Annotated in this window: 22 protein-coding genes; 20 read left to right on the top strand and 2 right to left on the bottom strand. The window is 68.0% G+C overall.

Annotated elements, in window-relative coordinates; all coding sequences use genetic code 11:
• Nucleotides 1–70: 70 nt before the first annotated feature.
• Nucleotides 71–1099: an SH3 domain-containing protein gene (locus NNZ72_RS10745; RefSeq protein WP_257315306.1), complete on the bottom strand. Its 1029-nt coding sequence runs from the start codon at nt 1097–1099 to the stop codon at nt 71–73.
• Between the two features lie 303 nt (nt 1100–1402).
• Here NNZ72_RS10745 and NNZ72_RS10740 point away from each other — a divergent pair, with 303 nt between their 5' ends.
• The 14 genes from NNZ72_RS10740 (at nt 1403) to NNZ72_RS10675 (ending at nt 17170) form a co-directional block, all read left to right on the top strand.
• Complete coding sequence (locus NNZ72_RS10740) at nt 1403–3448, top strand: hydantoinase/oxoprolinase family protein (protein ID WP_257315305.1); 2046 nt, start codon at nt 1403–1405, stop codon at nt 3446–3448.
• Nucleotides 3448–5205, top strand: coding sequence for a hydantoinase B/oxoprolinase family protein (locus tag NNZ72_RS10735; RefSeq protein WP_257315304.1), 1758 nt, complete (start codon nt 3448–3450; stop codon nt 5203–5205). Before NNZ72_RS10740 ends, NNZ72_RS10735 begins: the two co-directional genes overlap by 1 nt.
• A 48-nt stretch (nt 5206–5253) precedes the next feature.
• The gene (locus NNZ72_RS10730; protein ID WP_257315303.1) at nt 5254–6414 is read left to right on the top strand and encodes a CaiB/BaiF CoA transferase family protein; all 1161 of its coding nucleotides are present in this window, start codon (nt 5254–5256) and stop codon (nt 6412–6414) included.
• Nucleotides 6411–7226: an enoyl-CoA hydratase/isomerase family protein gene (locus NNZ72_RS10725; protein WP_257315302.1), complete on the top strand. Its 816-nt coding sequence runs from the start codon at nt 6411–6413 to the stop codon at nt 7224–7226. Before NNZ72_RS10730 ends, NNZ72_RS10725 begins: the two co-directional genes overlap by 4 nt.
• Nucleotides 7227–7258: 32 nt before the next feature.
• Entirely contained in the window at nt 7259–8416 is a 1158-nt protein-coding gene (locus NNZ72_RS10720) for an ABC transporter substrate-binding protein (protein WP_257315301.1), read from the top strand.
• A 7-nt stretch (nt 8417–8423) separates the two neighbouring features.
• Entirely contained in the window at nt 8424–9293 is an 870-nt protein-coding gene (locus tag NNZ72_RS10715; protein WP_257315300.1) for a branched-chain amino acid ABC transporter permease, read from the top strand.
• Nucleotides 9286–10287, top strand: coding sequence for a branched-chain amino acid ABC transporter permease (locus tag NNZ72_RS10710; RefSeq protein ID WP_257315299.1), 1002 nt, complete (start codon nt 9286–9288; stop codon nt 10285–10287). Before NNZ72_RS10715 ends, NNZ72_RS10710 begins: the two co-directional genes overlap by 8 nt.
• Nucleotides 10284–11060 (top strand): ABC transporter ATP-binding protein, encoded by a 777-nt coding sequence (locus tag NNZ72_RS10705; RefSeq protein ID WP_257315298.1) that lies wholly within the window; start codon nt 10284–10286, stop codon nt 11058–11060. The genes NNZ72_RS10710 and NNZ72_RS10705 overlap by 4 nt, the downstream gene beginning before the upstream one ends.
• Nucleotides 11047–11763: an ABC transporter ATP-binding protein gene (locus tag NNZ72_RS10700; protein WP_257315297.1), complete on the top strand. Its 717-nt coding sequence runs from the start codon at nt 11047–11049 to the stop codon at nt 11761–11763. Before NNZ72_RS10705 ends, NNZ72_RS10700 begins: the two co-directional genes overlap by 14 nt.
• Nucleotides 11764–11782: 19 nt before the next feature.
• Nucleotides 11783–13222: an NAD-dependent succinate-semialdehyde dehydrogenase gene (locus NNZ72_RS10695; RefSeq protein WP_257315296.1), complete on the top strand. Its 1440-nt coding sequence runs from the start codon at nt 11783–11785 to the stop codon at nt 13220–13222.
• Nucleotides 13219–14139, top strand: a complete 921-nt coding sequence (locus tag NNZ72_RS10690) for a citryl-CoA lyase (protein ID WP_257315295.1) — start codon at nt 13219–13221, stop codon at nt 14137–14139. Before NNZ72_RS10695 ends, NNZ72_RS10690 begins: the two co-directional genes overlap by 4 nt.
• Entirely contained in the window at nt 14108–15220 is a 1113-nt protein-coding gene (gene gbd / locus NNZ72_RS10685; RefSeq protein ID WP_257315294.1) for a 4-hydroxybutyrate dehydrogenase, read from the top strand. Before NNZ72_RS10690 ends, gbd begins: the two co-directional genes overlap by 32 nt.
• Before the next feature lie 33 nt (nt 15221–15253).
• Complete coding sequence (gene gcvA / locus NNZ72_RS10680; protein ID WP_257315293.1) at nt 15254–16252, top strand: transcriptional regulator GcvA; 999 nt, start codon at nt 15254–15256, stop codon at nt 16250–16252.
• A gap of 114 nt (nt 16253–16366) precedes the next feature.
• A complete protein-coding gene (locus tag NNZ72_RS10675; protein ID WP_257315292.1) occupies nt 16367–17170 on the top strand; it encodes a MerR family transcriptional regulator in 804 nt (267 codons plus the stop codon).
• Nucleotides 17171–17201: 31 nt separating this feature from the next.
• On the opposite strand, the gene NNZ72_RS10670 is transcribed toward NNZ72_RS10675, so the two are convergent.
• Nucleotides 17202–18029, bottom strand: coding sequence for a helix-turn-helix transcriptional regulator (locus NNZ72_RS10670; RefSeq protein ID WP_257315291.1), 828 nt, complete (start codon nt 18027–18029; stop codon nt 17202–17204).
• 144 nt (nt 18030–18173) lie between these two features.
• Between NNZ72_RS10670 and NNZ72_RS10665 the strand changes: the two genes are divergently transcribed.
• The 6 genes from NNZ72_RS10665 (at nt 18174) to NNZ72_RS10640 (ending at nt 24681) form a co-directional block, all read left to right on the top strand.
• On the top strand, nt 18174–20435 hold the full coding sequence (locus NNZ72_RS10665) for a propanediol/glycerol family dehydratase large subunit (RefSeq protein WP_257315290.1): 2262 nt from the start codon (nt 18174–18176) through the stop codon (nt 20433–20435).
• Nucleotides 20432–20845, top strand: coding sequence for a diol dehydratase small subunit (locus NNZ72_RS10660; protein WP_257315289.1), 414 nt, complete (start codon nt 20432–20434; stop codon nt 20843–20845). The genes NNZ72_RS10665 and NNZ72_RS10660 overlap by 4 nt, the downstream gene beginning before the upstream one ends.
• Nucleotides 20846–21610 carry an SDR family NAD(P)-dependent oxidoreductase gene (locus NNZ72_RS10655; RefSeq protein WP_257315288.1) on the top strand — a complete coding sequence of 255 codons (765 nt, stop codon included), beginning with the start codon at nt 20846–20848 and terminating at the stop codon, nt 21608–21610.
• 14 nt (nt 21611–21624) lie between these two features.
• The gene (locus NNZ72_RS10650; RefSeq protein ID WP_257315287.1) at nt 21625–22407 is read left to right on the top strand and encodes an SDR family NAD(P)-dependent oxidoreductase; all 783 of its coding nucleotides are present in this window, start codon (nt 21625–21627) and stop codon (nt 22405–22407) included.
• Nucleotides 22408–22472: 65 nt separating this feature from the next.
• The gene (locus NNZ72_RS10645) at nt 22473–23549 is read left to right on the top strand and encodes an ABC transporter ATP-binding protein (protein ID WP_257315286.1); all 1077 of its coding nucleotides are present in this window, start codon (nt 22473–22475) and stop codon (nt 23547–23549) included.
• Between the two features lie 13 nt (nt 23550–23562).
• Nucleotides 23563–24681 (top strand): ABC transporter substrate-binding protein, encoded by a 1119-nt coding sequence (locus NNZ72_RS10640; RefSeq protein ID WP_257315285.1) that lies wholly within the window; start codon nt 23563–23565, stop codon nt 24679–24681.
• The last annotated feature ends 29 nt before the right edge of the window (nt 24682–24710 follow it).

Genomic DNA, 24710 nt, shown 5'->3' with positions numbered 1-24710 from the left:
GAGATCACCTGCGCAGGATAGCCGTTTTTCGTCGGGCCGGCACAGGCGGATATGCGATGCCGGGGCGGCGTCACGGGCAGGTCGTCACCTGGTTGGAGCAGGTCTTCGTCGTCCAGCCGCGCAGGCGCGGCCCGTATGCGGTCCCGTCGATCGTCAGCACGCCCTCGACCTCCAGCCAGTCGCCCCGGCAGGCGTGGATGCGGTCGACCAGGATCGAATCCGGCCCGTAGCGCATGCCGTCGATCGTGCCCGCGATCGTGGCGACCACGGGGCTGTCGTTCGCAGGCGCGCTGTGCAGGTGCCGGTAGTTGAGCCGCAGGCCGATGTGGCGCCCCGACACCCAGCCCTCGCCCTCGAAGACGACGTCGATCGGGTCGTCGCCGATATAGTCGAGCACCCAGCCCTCCGATATCCGCAGCCAGCCGTCTTTCGAGCCGGTGATCGACACCTCGGTGGCGAAGCGCTCGCCGCCGACGTCGCGCGCCGCCGGAAGCGTGCCGATGATCGCCGCGTCACCCCGCGGCGCGGCCCGCACGTTGAGCCCGTCCGGATCCGGATCGGTGGACCAGGCGGAGATCGCGCAGGCGTCGACGCCGGGAACGGCGGCCCGAGCGGCCTCGGCGGCGCAGGCCTCGATCAGGGCGGCCGCGGCTTCGCGCGCGCCGTCGAGCGGGAATTGCCGTGCCTCGTCCCCGGCGGAGACGGTCAGCGTGCCGCGCGAGGCGAGGAGGTCGACGAGGCGCCGATCGAGCGCCGTGCGGCCTTCGAGGACGAAGCTGTCGTCCATCTCGATGCGGGTGCCGGTCGTGACGATCGGCACCGTGATGTCGCCGGCCCTGAGCAGCACCTCGGTTTCCTCGCCATCGGCCGCGCCGGCGGGCTCGAACGTGACGGCGAAGAGGAGGTCGCCGCCGGCCTGCGGGCAGGAGAAGGAAACCGGGGCATGGTCGCTCTGCGGAATGCCGTAGAACAGCGAGGCGCCGCCCTCTTCCCCTTTCGCGCCATGCCATCCGAGCGTCTCCCCGGCCATTGCCGCCATGGGAAGGAGGCAGAGGAGCGCGGCGGCGCGCAAGAGGGCATTCAATCGGTCCTGAACCATTCCCGTCACCCTTCGGTCGGATCGCGCGGAGCCGCGACGCGTCACCATACCCCACTTCACGCCGCAATGCCTCCCTGCGGGGCAGAGGCCGAGCGCGCCGCCGAAGACGCCGATCAGGCCGGGCGCTTTCGTTCCATCCGGTCAGGTTGAAGAATTCGAGGCGGCCGGCGCTACCGGCAAGGCTTCCAAAAAGTCATGCTTACCGTCAGATAAAGTCGTTTGCATCACCAACTCCAGAGAAGGCATTGTGCCGTCAAGAACGAGAAAGGCGGCGCGGAACCGACGCCGCGATCTGGAGGAAACGTGAAAAGAATAGGGATTGATGTCGGGGGCACGTTCACGGACGTGGTCCTGATCGATGACGGCCCGGGCCGCATCTGGTTCACGAAGGTCGCCACGACGCCCCAGGACCCCGCACGCGGCGCGCTGGAGGGGATCCGCAAGATCGTGAGCCAGGCCGGCGCGGACTATGCCGAGATCGCACGCATAGGCCACGGCACCACGATCGCCACCAACCTGATCGTCGAGGGCAAGGGCGCCAGGACGGCGCTGCTGACGACGAAGGGTTTCCGCGACATCCTCGAGATCCGCCGCGTCTCGCGGCACGACCGGGCGGACCTCTACGATCTGTTCTTCAGGAATCCCGCGCCCCTCGTGCCGCGCCGGCTGCGCCTGGAGGTGGACGAGCGGATCGCCTTCGACGGCGAGGTGCTCCAGCCTCTCGATCCCGCGCAGTTCCAGGACCTGGGCGCGGTGCTGAAGGAGGCGGGGGTGGAGGCCGTCGCCATCTGCCTGCTGCACGCCCACGTCAACCCGGCCCACGAGCAGGCGGTCGCCGCGTTCCTGCAGAAGGCGCTCCCGGACGTCTTCGTGACCTCCTCCTCCGACGTCAATCCGGAGATGTATGAATACGAGCGCACCAGCACGACCGTGATCAACGGCATGATCGGGCCGAAGTGCAAGCGATACATCGCCACCTTCGAGCAGGAGGTGGGCAGGCTCGGCATCGACGGCGAGGTCCTGTTCATGCAGTCGAACGGCGGGCTGGCCGGCGCGCCGCTGGTCATGGACCGCCCGGTGACCCTGCTCGAATCCGGCCCCGCCGGCGGCGTGACGGCCGCGGTCAAGCTCTGCCGGCGCATCGGCGTCGAGAACGCCATCACCGGGGACATGGGCGGCACGACGTTCGACGTCTCGATGATCCATGCGGGGCGGCCGCAGCTGCGCACCAGCACGGTGCTGCAGACGGTGACCGTCCGCACGCCGACGATCGACATCGAGTCGATCGGGGCGGGCGGCGGCTCCATCGCCCGGATCGACGAGGCCGGCGGCGTCAGGATCGGGCCGGACAGCGCCGGCGCGGTGCCCGGGCCCGTCTGCTACGGACGCGGCGGGACCGATCCGACGATCACGGACTGCAACCTGATCCTCGGCTACATCGATCCCGACGGCTTCATGGACGGCGAGCTCGAGCTGGACATCGCGGCGGCGCGGAGGGCGGTCGACGTCCATCTCGCCAGGCCGCTCGGCGTCAGCATCGAGGAGGCGGCGCGCATCGTCCGCTCGATCGGCAGCTCCCTCATGGCGCAGGCCATCCGCCTGCTGACGGTCGAGCGCGGCTTCGACCCGCGCGACTTCGCCTATATCCCCTTCGGCGGCGGCGGCCCGGTCCATGCGATCGAGATCGCCGACGAGCTCGATATCGACCATGTCATCGTCCCCAACCTTCCCGGGCTGCTCAGCGCGTTCGGCATGCTGATCGCCGACCAGACCTACGACCTCCAGCAGCCGGTCCTCGCGAACCTCGACGAGCTCACGCCGGCGCGCCTGCAGGCGCTGATGGCGGACCTGAAGCGGAAGGCGGACGATGCGCTTGCGGCCGGCGGCGAGGGCTGGAGCGGCGCGGTCGCGCGCTACTCCGCCGACTGCCGCTATGCGGGCCAGGCCGAGACGCTGTCCGTCGACATCGATCCGGCGGCGGACGTGACGATGGACACCATCGCCTCTGGCTTCGCCGTCGAACATCAGCGGCACTGGAACTTCACCCGCAAGACCGCGCCGGTGACGCTCGTCAACCTCCGCCTCCAGGTGACGCTGCCGACCGTCCTCAACATCCCGGCGCAGGCGTCCGGGGCGGGCGACGAGGTCAAGCCGTTCCGTCACCGCGCCGTCGTCATCGGCGGCGAGAGGCAGGAGATCGCCTGCTACCGGCGCGAAGCCCTTGGGGCCGGCACGACGATCGCCGGTCCCGGCATCATCGAGGAGCGCAGCTCCAGCCTCGTCTTCACGAAGGACTGGACCGCAAGCCTCGATGGCGAGGGCAACATCCATGTGAAGAGGAATCCGTGATGCTCGATCGTATCACCTACGAGGTCCTGCGCAGCGCGCTCTACGCGACGGCCCGCGAGATGAAGGTCGCGATGATGCGCACCGCCGCAAGCCCGATCATCCATGCCGGCGGCGACGTCTCCGCGGCGATCTTCGACGCCGAGATGCGGCTGGTCGCGCAGGGCAACGACATTCCGACCATGCTCGGCTCCGCCGTCATCTCGACGCGCGAATCCGTGCTGGCCGTGGGCCGCGACAATCTCCGGCCGGGCGACGTCATCATCAGCAACGACGTCTATCTCGGCGGCGGCAATCACCAGCCGGACATCCAGCTGACGCGCCCCGTCTTCCTCGACGGCGAGATCATCGCCTTCGTGATGACCCGCGGCCACTGGACGGACATCGGCGGCAAGAGCCCCGGCAGCTTCACGCCCGACACCTGGGACATCTTCGGCGAGGGCGTGCGCATCCCGCCGGTGTTCATCTACCGCAACGACGAGCCGGTGGCGGATATCATGTCGATGATCGTCCACAACACGCGCAATCCCGACGCCTGCACGCTCGACATCCTCGCGCAATATGCCGGAACGTTCTGCGGCGACCGGCGCCTCCAGCAGCTCGCGCGCAAGTACGGGGCGGCGGCGCTCGGCGAGACCATGGCCGAGGCGCTCCTCTATTCCGAACGCCGGATGCGCGCGCAGATCGAGGCGATCCCCGACGGGGTCTACACGGGCAGCGACTATATCGAGCCGGTCGGCGACGCGGAGCTGATCCCGATAAAGGTGAAGATCACCGTGGAGGGCGACAGCATCTGCTTCGACTACACCGGCACGGCGCCGCAGGTTCGTGGCGGCGTCAACTGCCCGCTCTCCGTCACCTGCAACAGCACCTGGTTCGCGGTCAAGGCGATCACGGACCTCAGCATCCCGATCAACCAGGGCTGCTATGAGCCGGTCAAGATCATCGCCCCGGAGGGCTCGCTGGTGAACTGCGTCTATCCGGCGTCCGTCGTCAGCGGCAACACGGAGACCTCTCCGCGCATCATCGACCTGCTGCTGAGGACCCTGTCCTCGGCCCTGCCGGACCGCGTGATCGCGCAGAGCAACTGCGCGGCCTGCTGCGGCATCTTCAGCGGCGACGATCCCGACCTCGACCGGCGCAAGGCCATGCGCCGCACCTACGTGTCGACGATCGACGTCCATGCCGGCGGCATGGGCGCGCGGCCGGACAAGGACGGCGTCTCGGCCATCCGCGTGCTGGTCGGCAACGCGGGCGCGCAGCCCGTCGAGCTGATCGAGCACAACAGCCCGCTGACGATAGAGGAGTGGACGCTCGTTCCCGACACCGGCGGGGCAGGGCGCTGGCGCGGCGGCTGCGCGGCCAGGCGCACCTACAGGGTCGGCTTCGAGCAGGCGACGTGCACGGTCATCGCGGAGCGCGGCCGGGTCGCCCCCAAGGGCCTCTTCAGCGGGCTCGCCGGCGCGACCTTCAACAGCTCGATCGAGCGGCGGAACGGCGAAACCAAGACGCTGCGCGCCAAGAGCGAGCAGGAGATCATCGCCAGGGGCGACCGCGTCCGCATCCAGCCGGCGGGCGGCGGCGGGTACGGCGACCCGCTGGAGCGGCCTGCGCAGGACGTGTGGAGCGACGTTCTCGACGGCTACGTGTCGGCGGAATCGGCCGAGCGGGACTACGGCGTGATCGTTTCCGCCGGCCGTCTCGATCCGGGCGCGACCGAGGCTCTTCGCCACCAGTTGCGGGCGCATCGCGGCGGCTAGCCGCAGCGCGATCGGTAGCGGACAATTTTCGAGAGAAATGAGGATTACATGGCAAGCGTGAAGCCGCTGGACGGCATTACCGTGATCGAAATCGGCCATAGCGTGGCCGGCCCCTATGCAGGTTTCATCCTTGCGGAACTGGGTGCGAAAGTCATCAAGCTGGAGCGGCCGGGCGGCGGCGACTACGCGCGCGGCTGGGGGCCGCCCTTCTGGCGCGGCGATGCGGCCATCTTTCACGGGCTCAACCGCAACAAGCAGGCGATCTCCGCCGATCTCTCCGATCCCGCGGAGGCCGCACGGGTCAAGGCGCTGATCGTCGACGAGGTCGACGTCGTCATCCAGAACATGCGCTTCGGCGCCTTGGAGCGCCTGGGTTTTGGCGCGGCCGATCTGAAGGCCATCAAGCCCGGCCTGATCTACTGCAACATCGGCGCGTTCGGCGCCACCGGGCCGCTGCGGGAGAATCCCGGCTACGACCCGCTGATGCAGGCCTTCAGCGGCATGATGAGCATCCTCGGCGAGGACGGCAGGCCGCCGATCCGGGTGGGCGTCTCCATCATCGACATGGCGTCCGGCATGTGGGCGGCCATCGGCGTCCTCGGCGCCCTGCTGGAGCGCGGGCGCACCGACGAGGGCGGCGTCGTGGACTGCTCGCTCCTCGAAACCGCGCTCGCCTGGATGCTCAACCCCGTGACCTCCTACCTGTGCTCGGGGAAGATGCCGAAGCGGGTCGGCTCGGCGTCGCCCGACATCGTCCCCTACCAGGCGTTCGAGACGCAGACCGGCTACATGATGGTGGCTGCCGGGAACGACAACCTGTTCCGCAGGCTGTGCGAGGCGATCGGCAAGCCGGACCTCGCGTCCGATCCGCGGTTTGCGACCAACAAGGACCGCGTCGTCAACCGGGCGGTCCTCATCCCGATCCTCGCCGAAACGCTGCGCGAGCGGCCGGCGGACCACTGGTTCGGCGTCTTCGACGCGGCGGGCATCCCGAACGGACCCATCCACACGGTCGATCAGGTCGTCGTCCATCCGCAGGTCGAGGCGCTCGGCATCCTGCAGAAGGTGAACGGCGACACGATGCAGCTGCTCGGGCTGCCGGTGTCGTTCGACGGCGCGCGGGCGAGCCTCGAGCGCGTCGCTCCTTCGGTCGGTCAGGACAACGGCGTCTATTTCCCGAAGCAATTGACGAAGGAGGTCAACTCTTGAATACGCATACAGCGATCAATCCCGACAGGTTCCAGATGCTCCGGGTGGAGGAACACAACCCGCATCTGCTCGTTGTCACCTTCAACCGGCCGCACGTCGCCAATGCCGTCAACACCGAAACCGGGCAGGAGCTCATCGATCTCTTTTCGGCCCTCCAGCACGATCCCGGCAACTACCGGGCGGTCGTCCTGACCGGCGCCGGCGAGCGCCATTTCTGCGCGGGCGCGGACCTCAAGCAGCGGAAGGGCATGACCACGGAGGCCTGGCGCGCCCAGCACGCGGTCTTCGAATCGATGCGCCAGGCGCTGCTCAACTGCCCCATTCCGCTCATCGGCGCCGTCAACGGCGCGGCCTATGCGGGCGGATGCGAGATGGTCCTGTGCTGCGACTTCGCCTATGCCTCGCCGAACGCCCGGTTCGCGCTGACCGAGGTGCGGATCGGCGTGATGCCCGGCGGTTCGGGCACCCAGACGATGCCGCGCGCCGTCGGCGAGCGCCGGGCGAAGGAATTCATCTTCAGCGCGACGCCGATCTCGGCCGAAACCGCGCTGCAATGGGGCCTGGTCAACCGGATCGTTCCGGCAGACGAGCTTCTCGCACAGACGATCGCCGTGGCGGAGCGCATCTGCGCGAATGCGCCGCTGTCGATCCGGCAGGCGAAGAAGTCGATCCATTTCGGCATGCAGGCGGATCTGAGGACCGGCATGGCGTTCGAGATCGAGGCATACAACCGGCTTGTCGACACGGCCGACCGCGTCGAGGGCGTGAACGCGTTCAACGAAGGGCGCCCGCCGGTGTTTCAGGGCAGATAGTCAGTCCGGTCAAACTTTGGGAGGAGAACACAATGAAGCGCATGACAGCCATTCTCGCAGCAGCCCTGGTCGCTGTGGCCAATCCGGCCTTCGCCGAACCCGGCGTCGGGGAGGATACGATCAGGATCGGCATCTTCGCGCCGCTGACGGGCAGCGCCTCGATCTTCGGGCGCGCCGCCTTCGGCGCGGAGGCCGTCTATAACGAAGTCAACGAGAAGGGCGGCATCCACGGCCGCAAGATCGAGGTCGTCCGGGAGGATGACGGCTGCGACGCGGCGCGCGCGATCTCCGCGGTGAGAAAACTGACGGCGCAGGACGACGTGTTCCTGATCCACGGCGGCGTGTGCAGCGGCACCGTGATGGCCGTGCGCGACGATCTCGAACGCCAGAACGTGCCGTTCGTCATCCTGGGCGCCGCCAGCGCCGGCATCGTGAAGCCGTTCAAGAAGAACCTCTTCCAGCCGATCCCGAACTCGGACGTCGTCGCCACCCAGATGGTGGACTTCGCCATGTCCAAGCCGGGTACGGCGAAGATCGCGCTGATCAGCCACACGGACGAGTGGGGCGAGACGAACTCGCGCGTCGCCACCGAGCACCTGAAGAAGGCCTACGGCCTCGACATCTCGCTGAAGCTCGCCCTCGAGCGCAGCACGACCGACGCGACGCCGCAGATCCTGCAGCTGCGCAACGCGCAGCCCGATTTCGTGCTGGCGATGCTCTATCCGGCCGAAACGGCGCTTCTGGTCCGCGACGCGCACAAGTTCGGCATGACGACGCCGATCCTCGGCAATTTCGGCGTGTCGCTGGAAGACACCCGGGACCGCGTCGGCGACATGGCCGCTATGGCGAACTTCTACACGTTCTACGCCTACGAGCCGGCGCTCAGCAGCGCGGAGATCGAGCCGTGGACCAAGATGATCACGAAGTACTTCCCCGACCATCGGGCCGACACCTTCAGCTACGAGGCCATGGGCGGCGCGCTCGCCGTCATCGAGGCGCTCAAGCAGGCCGGCCCCGACCTGACGCGGGACAAGTTCATCGCCGCGATGGAATCGATCAAGGACTTCCAGTCCGGGATCCTCAACACGCCGATCACCTTCTCCGCCGACGACCATGCCGGCGTGAACGGCGGCGCGATGATCGCCTACCGCGACGGAAAGCCGACCGTTCTGAAAACCTGGTCCGAGTGACAGATCCATGTTTGCACAGCTTGTGGCGAGTGGCCTGGTTCAGGGCTCCATCTATGCCGTCATCGCGCTTGGGATGACGGTCCTGTTCCGATCAACCGGAGTCGTTCATTTCGGATACGGCGCGTTCTTCATGGCAGGCGCGTTCGCGGTCTATGTGTTCTCGCAGGTTGTCGGCATGGCCTTCGTGCTCGCCTTCCTGGCTGCCGTCGCGGTGCTGGTTCTGGTGGGCATGGCGTTCGAGCGCGTGCTGGTGCGGCCCATCGTTCATGGGCCGCACGTCACGGTCGCCATGATGACCGTCGCGATGTCCTACCTCCTGACCGGCGTGGCGCGCTTCTTCTGGGGGCAGGAAGTGCTCAGGATGCCGCCGATCGTCGATGTCCCGCCGATCTTCGTCGGCAGCATCGTCCTGACGGCCCAGGACCTGCTCATCATCGCCGGATGCATGGCGCTGGTGGTCGCCTTCTTCCTCTTCTTCGCCAGGACGAAGCTCGGCAAGCTGATGCAGGCCGCCTCGCAGGTGCCCCGCGGCGCCGCCCTGGTGGGGATCAACGTCCCCGGCTTCCACATGGCCATGTGGGGCGTGGTCGCGGGGATCGCCGCCGTCGCCGGGACGCTCGTCGCGCCGGTGACGATGCTCTACCCGGACATGGGCGCGCATCTGCTCATCAAGGCGTTCGCGGCCATGACGTTCGGCGGGTTCGGCAACCTCGGCGGCGCCGTCCTCGGCGGGCTGCTCATCGGCCTCGCCGAGCAGCTGGCCGGCTTCTACATCTCGACCGCCCTGATCGACATCTTCGCCTATCTGGTCATCATCGTCGTGCTGATCGTGTTGCCCAACGGCATTCTCGGGAAAAAGGAGGCGACACGTGTCTGATATCTCCAGCCCAACCTCGCGTACGGGGACGTGGACCCGGGCATCGGGCGACATGCCGCGCGCCGTGCTGGTCCTCGCCGCCCTGGTCGCGGCCCTCGCGCCGCTCGGCCTCAACGAATACTGGCGTTTCGTCGCCAGCATGATGCTGATCTACACGCTGGTCACCCTCGGCTTCAACATCCTGCTGGGGTATCTCGGCCAGCTCGCCTTCGCCAATGTCGCCTTCTTCGGCGTCGGGGCCTATGCCGCGACGATCGCCATGAACGGCGGCCTGAACTTCATCCCGGGCATCCTCGTCGGCGGCATCGGCGGCGGCATCGCCGGCTTCCTCGTCGGCATCCCGGCCCTGCGCATCCGCAACTACCAGCTCGCGATCGTCACGCTCGCGACGGGAGAGCTGCTGCGCTGGCTCTACATCCACGGCGGCAGCATCACGCAGGGATCGAGCGGGCTCGAAGTGCCTCCGATGACGCTCGCCGGCCTTCAGATCACGACGGAGATCGGAAAATACTGGGTGTTCCTGGCGTTCACGATCCTGTGCCTCGCCGTCACGCGCAATCTCCTGCGCTCCAGCGTCGGCCGCGCGATCGTCTCCGTGCGGGAAAGCGAGGCGATCTCGCTCGGCCTGGGGATGCATGCCGCCGGCTTCCGGATCCTCGCCTTCGTCTGGAGCGGCGCGCTCGTCGGCGTGGCGGGCGGAATGTATGCCTGCCTTCTCGGGCGGATCACGCCGGAGAGTTTCGGCCTCACCCAGCTGCTGGTTCATTTCTCCATGGTCATGGTCGGCGGCCTCGGCAGCTTCGTCGGGTCGATCTTCGGCGCGCTTCTCCTGACGGCGATACCGGAAACCCTGCGCAATTTCCCGGGCCTCGAAGAGATCGTCTTCAGCCTTCTTCTGATCCTGGTCCTGCGCTTCGTTCCCGAGGGCATCGGCGGGTTCCTCGGCGCACGGATTTCCGGCCTGCGCGACCGTTTCTTCGGAGGCAAGCCATGACCGTATCCGAAAGACGATCCGTGCTCTCCGTCGAGGACGTGTCCGTCCGCTTCGGCGGCCTGACGGCGGTCTCCGGCGCGTCCTTCGATCTGCGGGCGGGCGAGATCTGCGCGCTGATCGGCCCGAACGGCGCCGGCAAGTCGACCCTGTTCAACGCCATCACCGGCTTCGCGCGCACGGCGTCCGGCCGCGTCGTCTTCGGCGCCGACGACATCACGGGAAAGCGCCCCGACGCCATCGCCCGCCTCGGCGTGCGCCGCACCTTCCAGAACGGCGGCGTGCTGAAGAAGCTGTCGGCGCTCGAAAACATCCTCACAGGCCTGCACTGCGCGACGCAGAGGCGGATCGTCGGCAATATCCTGCGGCTTCCGTCCGCCGTGGAGGAGGAGCGCTCGTCGATTGCGAGAGCCGAAGAGGTCCTGCGCGATCTCGGCATCGCCGACCTCCGGGACGCGAAGGCGGAGGACCTGTCGTCCGGCCAGCAGCGGCTGGTGGAGATCGGCCGCACGCTCGCCCAGCACTCGCGGCTGATCCTCCTGGACGAGCCGGCGGTGGGGCTGTCGGCGACGGACCGCGCCAATCTCGGCGCCCTCCTGAAACGCCTGGCCGCCGACGGCGTGGCGATCCTTCTGGTGGAGCACGTTCTCGAACTCGTCATGGCGGTGTCGGACCGCATCGTCGTTCTCAACCACGGGCAGGTCATCGCGAGCGGCACGCCCGAGGCGATCCGGAACGACCCCGTGGTGCTGGAGGCGTATCTTGGAAACAAATGACTTCTTCTTCCGCGTGGAGGACGTCCACGTCCACTACGGCAAGGCGGCGGCGCTGTCCGGCGTTTCCCTCGGCGTGCGGCGCAGCGAGGTCGTGACCCTTCTGGGCGCGAACGGCAGCGGCAAGACCACCCTCTTGAACACGGTCAGCGGGTTCCTGCCGCTGACCGCCGGCGATGTGCGCATCGAGGGCCGGAGCATAAGGGGCCAGGCCCCGCATGCGGTGGTGCGGGCGGGCGTCGTGCAGGTCTCGCAGTACAGGGACCTCTTCCCGCAGCTCTCGGTGCGCGACAATCTCGTGCTCGGCGCCGCGGTGCGCGGCGACGATTCCGACGAAGCGCTCGAAGGCGTCTATGCGAAGTTCCCGCGCCTGAAGGAGCGGCACGCCCAGAAGGCGATCACGCTTTCGGGCGGCGAGCAGCAGATGCTGGCGATCGGCCGCGCCCTGATGACGAGGCCGGAGATCATCCTGCTCGACGAGCCGTCGGCGGGCCTCGCGCCGATGTTCGTCGACGAGATCGCGCGGATCATGCGCGAGCTGAAGGACGAAGGCCGGACCATGCTGCTGGTCGAGCAGAACATGCGCCTGGCGATGAACATCGCCGATCGCTTCTACATCCTCCGCGACGGCGTGGTGCGGGAGGAGGGGCATTGCGACCATCTCCGCGCCAATTTCGATGCGCTCGCTCGCGAACACTACCTCTGACGTGGCGTAAGGAATTCCAATGCTAGAGAGCCTGCTCTATATCGACGGCGAATGGCGGCACGCGGCAGGCGGCCGCAGCTATCCCGTCCACAATCCGGCCACCGGCGAGGTCGTCGCCCGGGCCGCCCACGCCGCCGTCGAGGACCTCGATCTCGCCCTTGCCGCGGCGGCACGCGGCTTCGAGACATGGCGGCGGGTCTCGCCCTATGACCGCTCGGCCGTCATCCGCAAGGCCGTCGATCTGATCCGCGAAAGGCGGGACGACATCGCCGCGCTCCTGACGATGGAGCAGGGCAAGACGCTCGCGGAGGCGAAGGGCGAGCTGGGCGTCTGCCTCGCGAATCTCGAATGGATGGCGGAGGAGGCCACGCGAGGCTACGGCCGCGTGCTCGCAAGCCGGACGCCCGACGTGCGCCAGCACCTCGTCAAGCAGCCGATCGGGCCCGTCGCCGCCTTTTCTCCCTGGAATTTCCCGGCCCAGACGCCGGGCCGGAAGATCGGCGGGGCCCTGGCGGCCGGATGCTCCGTCATCCTGAAGCCGGCGGAGGAGACGCCGCTGACGGCCGCCGCGATCGTCCGCGCCTTCCACGATGCCGGACTGCCGAAGGGCGTGCTGAACCTCGTCCACGGCGTGCCCGGCGAGATCTCGACCCGTCTCATCCGCTCGCCTGTCATCCGCAAGATTTCCTTCACCGGGTCGACCGCGGTCGGCAAGCAGCTCCTGGCGCTGGCGGCCGAGGGCGTCAAGCGCGCCACGATGGAGCTTGGCGGCCACTCCCCCGTCGTCGTTTTCGACGACGCCGATCCCGTCGGCGCGGCGCACATGGCGGTGGCCGCCAAGAGCCGCAACGCCGGTCAGGTCTGCACCAGCCCGACGCGCTTCTTCATCCAGCGCGGCATCTACGAGGCCTTCCGCGACGCGTTCGCCGCCAGGGCGAGGGACCTGCGCATCGGCCCGGGCGACGATCCGGCAAGCCAGATGGGTCCGCTCGCGAACGCCCGGCGCATCACCACGATCGAGGCCATGATCGCCGACGCCGTCGGGCGCGGCGCGCGCCTGCTGGCGGGGGGCAGTCGCATCGACCGGCCCGGCTATTTCTTCGAGATGACCGTCCTCGAGAACGTGCCGGCGGATGCGCTCGCCAAGGTGGAGGAGCCCTTCGGCCCCCTCGCCCTGCTCGAACCCTTCGACAGCTTCGAGGAGGTCGTGGCGGCGGCCAACGACACGCCCTACGGGCTTGCCGCCTATGCCGTCACCAACCTCGCCTCCCGCGCCACGGCGATGGCGGAAGCCTTCGAGGCGGGCGTGATCGCCATCAACAACTACTCGGTGTCGACGCCGGCCTCGCCCCTCGGCGGCGTGAAGGAGAGCGGCTATGGCTTCGAGGGCGGCGCCGAGGGGCTCGACGCCTACCTGATCACGAAGTCGATCATGCACCGGATGGAGGGCCTGCAATGACCGCCAAGGTTTCCGCCGGGCAGCCCGAGGCGCCGCGCGACGACCGCGGCGCCGCCGCGATCGCCGAGTGGTGGCGCTCGTCCATCACGGATATCGCCCCCGACCAGATCCGGATCCGCGGCTATCCCATCCAGGATCTCGTCGGCACCATCACCTTCCCGGCCATGGTCTGGCTGATGACGCGCGGCGAGCTGCCGTCGCCGCAGCAGGCAAGGCTGCTGGAGACGGTGCTGGTGGCCGGTGTCGACCACGGCCCGCTCGCCCCTTCGCTCTCCATCGCGCGCATGGCGGCGACCTGCGGGGTCGGCCTCAACAACGCGATGGCATCCGGCGTGAACGTGCTGGGCGACGTCCACGGTGGGGCGGGCGAGCAGTGCATGGAGCTGCTGGGCGATATCGTCCGCGATCCGGATTTCGCGTCGGACGCGTCCCGGGTCGCCGCGGCGCATGTCGAGGCGTTCCGGGCCGCCAACGGCCGGTATCTGCCCGGCTTCGGCCATCGCTACCACAGGACCGACCCGCGATCGGTCCGGATCGGCGCATTGCTGGAGGAGGCGATCGGCCAGGGCATCGTCACCGGCGACGCGCTCAAGGCCGCCCGGGCGGTCGAGGCGGTGCTGGCCGGCAAGGGGCGCGCGGTTCCCCTCAACATCGACGGGATCACCGCCGTCGTTCTCCTCGAGCTCGGCTTTCCCGCCGCCCTCGGCCGCGGCCTGTTCATCCTGTCGAGGAGCGTCGGCATCTGCGCCCATGCCTGGGAGCAGATGCAGGAGGGCGGACGGATAAAGGGGCCGGTGCCGAAGGAATTCACCTATGCCTATCAGGGCCCGGCGCTCCGCTCCGTGCCGCAGGCCTGGACGGGCGGCTCGACCGCAGGAAAGCCGAATGACGCAGATCAACTACCTGACCAGGATTGAATTCGCCGAAGGCGCGCTTTCCCGCCTTCCCGGCCTGCTTGCCGAGCTCGGCATCCGCCGGCCCCTGATCGCCACGGACGCCGGGCTGGTGGCGTCGGGCATCGTTGGCCGCGTGACGGCGCTGGCGGGCGACGGCGCCGCCGTTTTCGACGCGACGCCGCCCAACCCGACCGAGGACGCGGTGGTCGCGGCCCTCGATGTCTACCGGTCCCGCGGTTGCGACGGTGTCGTCGGCGTCGGCGGCGGCTCGTCGCTGGACCTCGCCAAGGCGGTCCGCCTCCTGGCGGGGCACGAGGGTCCCCTGGAGAGATATGCCGCGGTGAACGGGGGCGTTTCCCTCATCCGGAAGCAGGCGTGCCCGATGATCGCCGTTCCGACGACCGCCGGCACCGGATCCGAGGTCGGGCGGGCCGCGGTCATCGTCACGGCCGACGGACGCAAGCTCGGCATCCTCTCGCCCCACCTGCTGCCGGACGTGGCGCTTTGCGACCCCGAGCTGACATACGGGCTTCCGGCCATGCTGACGGCGGCGACCGGGATGGACGCGATCTCGCACTGCCTGGAGACCTACATGGCGCCGGCGTTCAACCCGCCGGCCGACGCGATCGCGCTCGCCGGCCTGGACTACGGGCTGAACGCCATCCTGCGCGCCGTCGGGGACGGGAGCGACCGGCGGGCGCGGCGCGACATGATGGTGTGCGCCCTCCACGGCGCGCTGGCCTTCCAGAAGGGGCTGGGTGCGGTCCACGCGCTCAGCCATCCGCTGGGCGCCGCGCGCGGGCTCGCGCTGCATCACGGCACGCTGAACGCCGTTCTCATGCCGGCCGTCCTGCGTTTCAACCGGCCTGCCATCGGCGGGAAATGGGAGACGCTCGCGCAGCGGATGGGAGGGCCGCCGGATGCCGTCGTCGAGGACCTCAACCGGCGTCTCGGCCTGCCGGCCGGGCTTGCGGCGATGGGCGTCACCGACGCGCTGCTCGCGCAGGTCGCGCAGGCGGCGGCGAAGGACCATTGCCACGCGACGAACCCGCGCGCCGCGCGGGTCGAGGACTATCTGGCCATGGGGCGCGAGGCATTGTGAGGGGCCGTGCGGACTTGACAGCCGATTTGCAGGATGGATGATCCCCTTTTCGGCCAGAAGGGACCGGGGCATGCCGACGCGATCAGGCCCCGGCGGCATGGAGATGGTTCGATCGCCAGACAACTGACGCCCCTCAATCCGATCCGCGTCTTCGAGGCGGCAGGCCGGCATCTCAGCCTTTCGAAGGCGGCGCAGGAACTGAACGTCACCCAGTCCGCGGTCAGCCGCCAGGTCAAGCTGCTGGAAAGCATCCTGGGCATCGCCCTGTTCGAGAGAACGCCGCGCTCCGTCAAGCTGACGACGAAGGGCAAGCAGTATCTCGAGGACATCGGCGACGCGTTCGCGATCCTGGAGGATGCGACGAACCGCGTGCGGGAGCGGAACACGCCCGACCTCATAAAGCTGAGGGTCTATTCGACGTTCGCGCTCAGATGGCTCATCCCGCGGCTGCCCCGCTTCGCGCAGCGCCATCCCAAGATCGAGGTCCAGCTCATGACCTTCTCGCCGGCGGGCAAGATGGATTTCGAGCACGAGCTGATCGACGCCTATATCCGCACCGGGTTCGGCGACTGGCCCGGCGTCCGCTCGGACCGGCTGATCCAGAACCATCTCGTCGCGGTCTGCCACCCCGACGTCGCCGCGCGGCTGAAGACGCCGGCGGACCTGAAAGAGGTCACGCTGCTGCACTCCTATGCCCGGCAGGACGACTGGAGAAAGTGGATCAATGCCCTGAAGGTCGAGGGCGTCGATCCGGTCAAGGGCATGAAGTTCGAGAATTCGGGCCTTGCCTACCAGGCCGCGGCCTCGGGGCTGGGCGTCGCCATATCGCAGGTCGCCCTCGTCCAGGCCGAGCTGCGGCAGGGCACCCTCGTCATCCCGTTCCCCTACGCGCTGCCGGCGGAAAGGACGTATTATTTCGTCTCGCCGCTGGGCCACAACAGCCGGCGCGTCCAGGTCTTCCGGGAGTGGCTGATCTCCGAGTGCGACCAGGACGAGGACTTCCTGGAAGGCCTCGGCTTGCAGGCGATCTAGCCTTCGAATCCGATGGACCTGCTTTTCCCGCCTGTCCGTCCGGCGCGGCGGCGATGCGTTGATATTCGCGGGATTATCGCGTAGCACGGCGGGGAGAGAGGTCGGCAGGGCGCGATGGGCAGGCGGTACAAGGTGTCGGAGATCTCGGCGGCAACCGGCGTGCCGCCCGCGACGCTGAGGCTCTGGGAGCAGCACGGCCTGATCGCCCCGTCCCGCACGCCGAGCGGCTACCGGCTCTACAGCGAGGACGACTTCGCCCGCGTCCACCAGATCGTCCGGCTCCGCTCCGTCCTCGGGCTCAATCTGGCGGCAATAAAGTCCTCCCTGGACGCGGCGTCCTCCGCGTCACCGCGCGCCGCGGACGAGGACCTCCCGTCGCCCCGGCTGGGCCACGAGATCCGGCGGCTGCGCAAGGAGAGAAAGCTGACGATCTCGGCGCTGGCCGCGCAGCTCGATGTGTCCCCCTCGACCCTGAGCACGCTCGAGCGCACCTCGCGCGGCGCGAGCGTGCCGCTTCTGCGCGCCGTCGCGCAGGCGCTCGGCGTCACGGTGACCCAGTTGATGGCAAGCCCTGTCGTCGTCGCCGAGGCCGTCGTGCGCCGCGGGGAGGGCCGGCAGCTGCCCTCCCTCGGCAAGGGCATCCAGATCAGGGAACTGGCCTCGGGGCCGCGGATGATGGATTGCCAGGAGTGGATCCTGGCACCCGGCGCCGGCAGCGACGGCTTCTACCGGCACGAGGGGGAGGAGTTCATCCGCGTGCTGGAGGGCCGTTTCGAGATCGAGGTGGAGGGCCTCGGCTTCGCGACGCTCGACGCGGGGGACTCGATCTATTTCGAGAGCCATCGCGCCCATTCCTGGCGGTCGGCCGGGACCGGACCGTGCCGGCTGCTGTGGGTGAACACGCCGCCGACGTTCTGAGATCCGGAGGCTTCCCGTTCCGGGGCGGTCCTCAACCCTCCTTCAGGGAGGTGACGAACAGGTTGAACAGCTCGCCGTGAGACGAGATCCCGAGGCGGGAATAGATGTTTCGCTTGTGCGTCTTCACGGTCCCGGCCGAGATTTCCAGGTTCAGCCCGATGGACTCGGTGGAATGCCCCTGGAGGATGAGGTCGACGATGTCCGACTGCCGGTCGGAGAGCGTCTGCTTTTCGTTTCCGGATGCCTTCAGGTACTTGTTGATGCTGGCGGACGGCGTCAGCCGCGCCGACGGCATGGTCGACAGGGTCCGCATCTGCCGTTCGGATTTCAGGGTCTCGTGCAGGATGATCAGCCTCGAGAAGATCGGATAGAGTATGTTGGCTATCCTCACATGGTCGTCCACGAACTTCGGCGCGTCCCAGCGGCGCATCAGGCATATGACGACCTGGTCTCCGTTCTCCAGCCTTGCGATCCATCCGAACTCGTCGGTGATGTCGGCCTTCCGGTAGTGCCTTTCGTAATACGAGCTGTCCTTGAAGCTGTCCGGCGCGAGATTGTCGAGGATGTAAAAGCTGTCCCGGTAGTCCGGGTCCATCAGCTTGATCCACACGGGATCGAGAAGGTAGTAGCCGCTGGCGTATTCGTCGATCCACTCGTACTTGTTCGGGCTTCCGTCGTGCAGGACGACGGGTGCTCCGTTTTCCGAGAAGAACATCATCGCATGCCCGGTGTTGAACGGGATGTATTTCGACAGGAAGGTGAACAGCGCCGGATAGAAGTCGGCGTCGCGGATCCTGTCGATCACCTCGGCGATCTCGTGGCTCATGGCCCGCGGCGTGGATGTGTCCAGGATGTCCATCTCTTCCCTTTGGGGTATCCCCTCTGGCAGATGCATTGCGCGAATGCTCTCCACTAATCTGGCGGCCAGACTACGCCGAGCGCCGCGGGCATATCAACCTTCGCACCCTCGGTCCGACTGGAGCAGATCACCGGAGCATCTGAATTGGAATCGCAGACTCCCAACCGCTGGAAGCGCTTCGACCTGTGGGATGAGCGTCCGCTGAGGCTGGACCGTTTCGCGAAGGAGGACCCCGAGCACGGCTTCTCCGCCGTCAGGAGCCCGGCCGACCCGAAGCCGTCGCTGCGGATCGAAGGCGGGAGCGTCACCGAGCTCGACGGCGTCGCGGCGGCGGATTTCGATCTCATCGACGAGTTCATCGCCCGCTATCACATCGACGTTTCGGTCGCCGAGGAGGCGATGGCGACGGACAGTCTCGAATTCGCACGCCGCCTTGTGGACATCAACGTGCCGCGCGCCGACGTGATCCGCCTCGCGCGCGGCATGACGCCCGCCAAGCTGGTCGACGTCCTGCAATACCTCAACACCGCCGAGCTGATCTTCGCGCAGACGAAGCTGCGCGCCCGCAAGGAGCCCGGCAACCAGGCCCATGTGACGAACGCCAAGGACGACCCGCTGCAGCTGGCGGCCGATGCGGCGACCGCCGTCGCGCTCGGCTTCGACGAGATCGAGACCACCATGCGGGTCGCCAGCAACGGCTGGTCGAATGCGCTCGCCTGTGCCGTCGGCGCGTCGGTCGGCCGCGGCGGCGTGCTGTTCCAGTGCTCCATCGAGGAGGCCGAGGAACTGGCGATCGGGATGGCGGGGTTCACCTCCTATGCCGAAACCGTCTCGGTCTACGGCACCGAGGGGTCGTTCATCGACGGCGACGACACGCCCTGGTCGAAGGCCTTCCTGACGACCGCCTATGCGTCGAGGGGCATCAAGGCGCGCTGCACGTCCGGCGGCGGCTCCGAGCTCCTGATGGGCTATCACGATGCGAAATCCATCCTCTACCTCGAAGCCAGGTGCCTGTGCCTTCAGCGCGGGATGGGCATACAGGGCACGCAGAACGGCGGCATCGACGGCGCCCCGATAACCTATTCGGTGCCGGGCGGCGGACGCGAGATCTTCGCCGAGAACGTCCTTGCCGCGCTGCTCGACCTCGAATGCGCCAGCGGCAACGACACCCGCGCCAGCTCCTCGGAGATCCGCGTCGGCGCGAAGATCATGCCCGCGCTGGTCGCCGGCACGGACTTCATCTGCTCGGGCTTCGGCTCGATCCTCGCCTATGACAACGCCTTCGCGGCGTCGCTCTTCAACGGCGAGGAGATCGAGGACTATCTCAGCCTCCAGCGCGACTACGTCGCCGAGGGCGGATTGACGCCGCTGACGGAGGACACCGCGCTCGACGTGCGCGAGCGGGCCGTGGAGGCCGTCAGCGCCGTCCTCGACGAGCTCGGGCTGGCCACCCCGACGGAGCGCCAGAAGAAGAGCGTCATATTCGCGGCGGGCTCCGCGGAGACCGAGACCCTGTCGGGAAGCGAGGTGGTCGACATCAGCGCCCGCATCCGCTCCCGCGTCACCGCCGTCGACGTGGTGCGCGCGCTGCACAAGCGGGGCTTCGTCCACGAGGCGCAGAACCTGCTGATGATGCTGCGGCTGCGCGTGTCGGGCGACTACCTCCAGACCGCGGCCATCGTTCGCGACGGCCGTGTGATGAGTGCCGTCAACACGCCGAACGACTATGCCGGCCCCGGCACCGGGCACCGGATCGACGAGGAGCGGTGGCAGGCGATCGCGGCGATGCGGGGCAGCGTCGGGCGGGCGGACATGATCGGCCGGCGCGGCCCGCGCCCGCATGCCGGGCATTCCCCCTTCGCCCTCACGTCGGCGGGGACCGCCGCTCCCGGCGCCGATCCGACCGAGGTGGTCATCGGCATCAGCCCGGCCTGGGGCATCAGCATCCACGAGACCACGGCCGGCCATCCGCTCGCGGACGTCCTCGAGGCCATCGTCAGGGGCGTCGCCGAGGCCGGCGGGACGAGCCGGATCGTCCGTATCCGCCACACGGCGGACACCTCCTTCCTCGGCCTCACGGCCGCCCGGCTCTCCGGCTCGGGCTACGGGATCGGCATCCAGGCGAAGGGCACGGCGGTGATCCACCAGAAGGACAGGCTGCCGCATATGAACGTCGAATTGTTCTCGACCGCGCCCTTGACGACGATCGACCACTACCGGAGGCTGGGCGCCAACGCCGCCATGCTGGCGGCCGGCAAGTCCCCGGAGCCGGTGCTGGTCGAATACACGGGCGAGGCGATCCATGCCAAGCATCACGTGAAGACGGCGCTGCTGTTCGCCCTGGAGACGGCGGCGATCGAGCCGTCGGAACTTCCCCAGGAAATGCGGTGGGAGGGGATGCGATGAGCGATATCCCTTATCCCATTTCCGAAAACGCGCCCGATCGTCTCCGGTCGGCCAAGGGGCGGCCTTTTGCGGAACTGACGCTCGACAACGTCCTCGACGGCAGCGTGGACCACGGCGACTTCTCGATCACCGAAGACGCGCTGCGCTACCAGGCCGAGGTCGCGCGCCGCGCCTGCCGCGGGACGCTCGCGGACAGTTTCGAGCGGGCGGCCGAGATGGTGAAGGTGCCGAACGCGATCCTGATGGAGACCTACGAGCTCCTGCGGCCGGGCCGGGCGGAGAGCGCCGATCTGCTGTTCGAGCGCGCCCGATTGCTGCGGGAGGAATTCGGCGCCGAACGGATGGCGCTTTTCATCGAGGAGGCGGCGAATGCCTATATCCGCCGGTCGCTCTTTCGCCGGAGATACTAGATGAGCAGGGACTTTACCGGAAAAAGCGTTCTGGTCACCGGGGCGACGTCGGGCATCGGCTCGGCGATCGCGCGCCTCTTCGCCGAGCGCGGCGCCGCGGTGCTCCTGACGGGCCGCAACGCGCGGGCGGGGCTGGAGCTGAGGCAAGCCATCGTCGGCGACGGCGGCCGTGCCGAATTCGAGGCGGCCGATGTCACCGTCCCCGGCGCGGCGGAGGCGCTCCTCGCCGCCGCCGCGCGCCATTTCGGACGCATCGACGTCCTGGTGAACAATGCCGGGATCCTCCACCGCGGCGACATCACGCAGTGCAGCGACGACCAGTGGGCCGCCACCCTGGAGATCAACGTGACCTCCGTCTTCCGCATGTCGCGCGCCGCCGTGCGGGCGATGATCCCCGAGGGCGGAGGCGCGATCGTGAACATCGCCTCCGACTGGGGCCTGGTCGGCGCCACGGGCGCGCTCGCCTACGGCGTGAGCAAGGGGGCCGTGGTCCAGCTCACGCGCTCGATGGCGCTGGATCACGCCCGGCAGGGCATCCGCGTCAATGCGGTCTGCCCCGGCGACACCGACACGTCGATGCTGGAATCGGCGATCCCCGGGCTCGACCACGCCGCGCGGCTCGCCGCGCTCGGCGAGGCCATCCCCATGGGCCGAGTGGCGACCCCGCAGGAGGTCGCGCGGGTCGTCTGTTTCGCGGCGTCGGAGGAGGCGTCGTTCATGACGGGGGCGATGCTCGCCGTCGACGGCGGGAACAGCGCGGGTTGAGGGAGGACGTTTGCATGAACGGATTGCTTGAGGACAAGGTCGCGCTGGTCACGGCCGCGGGCACGGGCATCGGCCGGGCCGGCGCCGTGAAGATGGCGGGCGCCGGGGCGAAGGTCTATGTGACGGATCGCGATCCGGACGCGGCGGCGCGGACCGCGGAGATCATAAACGGGAACGGCGGGACGGCGGTGGCCGCGGGGCTCGACGTCGCCGATTTCGGCCAGATCGGAACGGCCGTCCGCAACTGCCTGGAGGCCCTGGGCCGCATCGACATCCTGCACAATCACGCCGGGATCCAGATCGCCGGCAAAGCCGGGGACGTGCGCATCGAGGATTTCGAGCGTTCCGTCGCCATCAACGTCACGGCGCAGCTTGCCGCCGTCAAGGCGGTGCTGCCGGTCATGGTCCGCCAGTCCGGCGGCGTCATCCTCAACACCGCGTCCAATGCCGGCGTCGTCGTCGACCACGGCATGCTCGCCTACAACACGACGAAGTCGGCGGTCATCACCATGACGCGGCAGATCGCACTCGACTACGGCCGTTCGGGCATCCGCGTCAACGCGCTTTGCCCGGGCTGGGTCGATACGCCGTTCAATCTGCCCTATGAAAGGCAGCTCGGCGGGCGCGACGCCCTGGAGGCGGTCGTGCGCGACAAGGTCCCGCTCGGGCGCTTCGGGACGCTCGACGAGATCGCGACGGCCATCCTCTTCCTCGTCTCGCCCATGTCGTCCTATCTGACCGGTCAGGCCCTGGTCGTGGATGGAGGGGAATCCATCGCATCGGCGAGCCAGTCATGAGGCTGGCCCCGGAGGCAGAGGGCGGCGGGGCGAACGCGCCGGACGACAGGACGAAAGGACAGCGCATGAACGATGGAGGGGGCACGTTTCGGGGCGTGACGAAGAAGTTCGGCAGTTTCACCGCGGTGAACGACCTGTCGTTCGAGATCGAGGCGGGGTCCTTCGTGTCGATCGTCGGCCCGTCGGGCTGCGGCAAGACGACGACGCTGCGCCTCATCGCCGGCTTCGAGTTTCCGACGGTCGGCAGCGTTTTCATCGGCGGCAGCCCCGTCGAGCGGATGGAGGCCTACGAGCGGCCGATCAACATGGTCTTTCAAAGCTATGCGCTGTTTCCGCACCTCGATGTCTTCGACAATATCGCCTACGGCTTGAGAAGCCGGAGGAACAGGCGGCCCGCCGCCGAGGTGAAGGCGCGGGTGAACGAGATCATCGGCAAGATGCAGCTTTCCGGCAAGGAGCACAACCGCGTCTGGGAACTGTCCGGCGGCCAGCAGCAGCGCGTGGCGCTCGCCCGGGCGATCGTCAACAACCCCAAGATCCTCATCCTGGACGAGCCGATGGCGGCGCTCGACAAGAAGCTGCGCCGCGACGTGCAGTTCGAGCTCCAGAGCCTTCAGCGCGAGCTCGGGATCACCTTCATCATGGTGACGCACGACCAGCACGAGGCCCTCTCGCTCAGCGACCGGATCATCGTGATGAACAGGGGCCGGATCGAGCAGATCGGCTCCCCGGACGAACTCTACAACCGGCCGGCAAGCCGCTTCGTCGCCTCCTTCATCGGCGACTTCAACCTGCTGGAGCTTGAGAAGCCGGCCGCCGGCGGGACCGTCGACGTCGCCGGCCGGGTCCTCGCGGTGCCGCAGGAGAGGGCGGGCGAGGGGGCAACGATCGCGGTGGGCTTCCGGCCGGACGCCCTGAAGCTCTCCGCGGCCGCACCCGGCGCGGGCGGGGAGGCCTGGCGGGCGACGATCACGAACGTCATCTATCTCGGCGACAAGGTCGAGATCAAGCTCGACTGCCCCTCGTCCGGCACGCTGCTGGCGCGTGCCGACGTCGCCCGGCTGGCGGAGCGCCGCTTCCGGGTCGGGGACACCGTCCACCTGACGGTCGAAGACAGCGACTTTCACCACTTCACAAAATAGGAGGAACAGCATCATGGATCGCAAGGAACTGAGCGTTTGGGTGGAGAAATACCGCCGTGGCCACATCTCGCGGCGCGGCTTCCTGACCGTCACCGGCATCGGCGCGACGATGCTCGGCATGGGGATCCGGCCGTCGCGTGCGCTCTCGCAGGAACTGTCCGGCACGGTGACGCTCGCGACCTGGCCGAGCTACCAGAACCAGGCCAACCTCGACTCCTTCACCGAGAAGACGGGCGTTTCGGTGAACATGGCCATCTTCGGCTCCAACGAGGAGATGATGGCCAAGATGCAGGCCGGCGAGTCCGGCTTCGACATCATCGCGCCGTCGCAATACGCCATCCCCCTCTACGCGTCCGGGCAGTTCATCGAGCCGCTGGACCTCAGCCTGCTTCCGAACTACGACGCCGCCGCGGTCGAGCCGCGCTTCGTCGAGCAGGGCACGTTCGACGGCAAGACCTATGCGGTCCAGAAGAACTGGGGCACGAGCGGCTTCATCATCAACACCACGATGGTCACCACGCCGTTCACCTCGGTCAAGGACTATTTCGACGGGATCCGCGGCCCCTATTCCGGCTACGGCGTCGCCCTCGACCATCCGCTCGATACCGTCGGCTTCGCGCTGAAATATCACGGCTATTCGTTCAACTCCGTCGACGAGGCGGAGCTGAAGAAGGCCGAGGAGCTGCTCCTCGAGACCAAGCCGCATCTCTATGCGGTGACGACCGACTTCCAGCCGATGATGAGCAGCGGCGACGCGAGCATCGCCATGGGCTGGAGCTTCAACGCGATGCAGCTCCACCGCGACATGCCGGAGATCCAGTATGTCATCGCCAAGGAGGGCGGGGAGATCTGGTGCGATTTCTACGTCATCACCCGCAACGGGCCGAACAGGGCGGCGGCCTATGCGCTCGTCAACCACCTGCTGGACCCGGCCAACAACGTGCTCGAGTTCGAGGCGCACGGATCGGCCATTTCCGACACGCGCGTGCTGGCGCTCCTGCCGCCCGAGGTGCAGACCGACCCGATCCTCTATCCCGCCAAGGAGCTGCTCGATCCGCTCGAATTCGGCATCGCCGAGGCGATGTCGAACCCGCTGCGCAACGAGATCATGGCGCGCTTCAAGTCGGCCTAGAGCGCCGTGCGTCCGAACGGATGCACGAA

The organism is Shinella pollutisoli, assembly GCF_024609765.1.
Lineage (GTDB): Bacteria > Pseudomonadota > Alphaproteobacteria > Rhizobiales > Rhizobiaceae > Shinella > Shinella pollutisoli.
This window is presented reverse-complemented; position numbering and strand designations above follow the sequence as displayed.

Excerpts from the sequence above, each read along its gene's own strand:
- NNZ72_RS10745 (WP_257315306.1), bottom strand. The coding sequence starts at position 1,099 with ATGGTTCAGGACCGATTGAATGCCCTCTTGCGCGCCGCCGCGCTCCTC.
- NNZ72_RS10735 (WP_257315304.1), top strand. The coding sequence starts at position 3,448 with ATGCTCGATCGTATCACCTACGAGGTCCTGCGCAGCGCGCTCTACGCG.
- NNZ72_RS10730 (WP_257315303.1), top strand. The coding sequence starts at position 5,254 with ATGGCAAGCGTGAAGCCGCTGGACGGCATTACCGTGATCGAAATCGGC.
- NNZ72_RS10720 (WP_257315301.1), top strand. The coding sequence starts at position 7,259 with ATGAAGCGCATGACAGCCATTCTCGCAGCAGCCCTGGTCGCTGTGGCC.
- NNZ72_RS10715 (WP_257315300.1), top strand. The coding sequence starts at position 8,424 with ATGTTTGCACAGCTTGTGGCGAGTGGCCTGGTTCAGGGCTCCATCTAT.
- NNZ72_RS10705 (WP_257315298.1), top strand. The coding sequence starts at position 10,284 with ATGACCGTATCCGAAAGACGATCCGTGCTCTCCGTCGAGGACGTGTCC.
- NNZ72_RS10695 (WP_257315296.1), top strand. The coding sequence starts at position 11,783 with ATGCTAGAGAGCCTGCTCTATATCGACGGCGAATGGCGGCACGCGGCA.
- NNZ72_RS10690 (WP_257315295.1), top strand. The coding sequence starts at position 13,219 with ATGACCGCCAAGGTTTCCGCCGGGCAGCCCGAGGCGCCGCGCGACGAC.
- gbd (WP_257315294.1), top strand. The coding sequence starts at position 14,108 with ATGACGCAGATCAACTACCTGACCAGGATTGAATTCGCCGAAGGCGCG.
- gcvA (WP_257315293.1), top strand. The coding sequence starts at position 15,254 with ATGGATGATCCCCTTTTCGGCCAGAAGGGACCGGGGCATGCCGACGCG.
- NNZ72_RS10675 (WP_257315292.1), top strand. The coding sequence starts at position 16,367 with ATGGGCAGGCGGTACAAGGTGTCGGAGATCTCGGCGGCAACCGGCGTG.
- NNZ72_RS10670 (WP_257315291.1), bottom strand. The coding sequence starts at position 18,029 with ATGGACATCCTGGACACATCCACGCCGCGGGCCATGAGCCACGAGATC.
- NNZ72_RS10660 (WP_257315289.1), top strand. The coding sequence starts at position 20,432 with ATGAGCGATATCCCTTATCCCATTTCCGAAAACGCGCCCGATCGTCTC.
- NNZ72_RS10655 (WP_257315288.1), top strand. The coding sequence starts at position 20,846 with ATGAGCAGGGACTTTACCGGAAAAAGCGTTCTGGTCACCGGGGCGACG.
- NNZ72_RS10650 (WP_257315287.1), top strand. The coding sequence starts at position 21,625 with ATGAACGGATTGCTTGAGGACAAGGTCGCGCTGGTCACGGCCGCGGGC.
- NNZ72_RS10645 (WP_257315286.1), top strand. The coding sequence starts at position 22,473 with ATGAACGATGGAGGGGGCACGTTTCGGGGCGTGACGAAGAAGTTCGGC.
- NNZ72_RS10640 (WP_257315285.1), top strand. The coding sequence starts at position 23,563 with ATGGATCGCAAGGAACTGAGCGTTTGGGTGGAGAAATACCGCCGTGGC.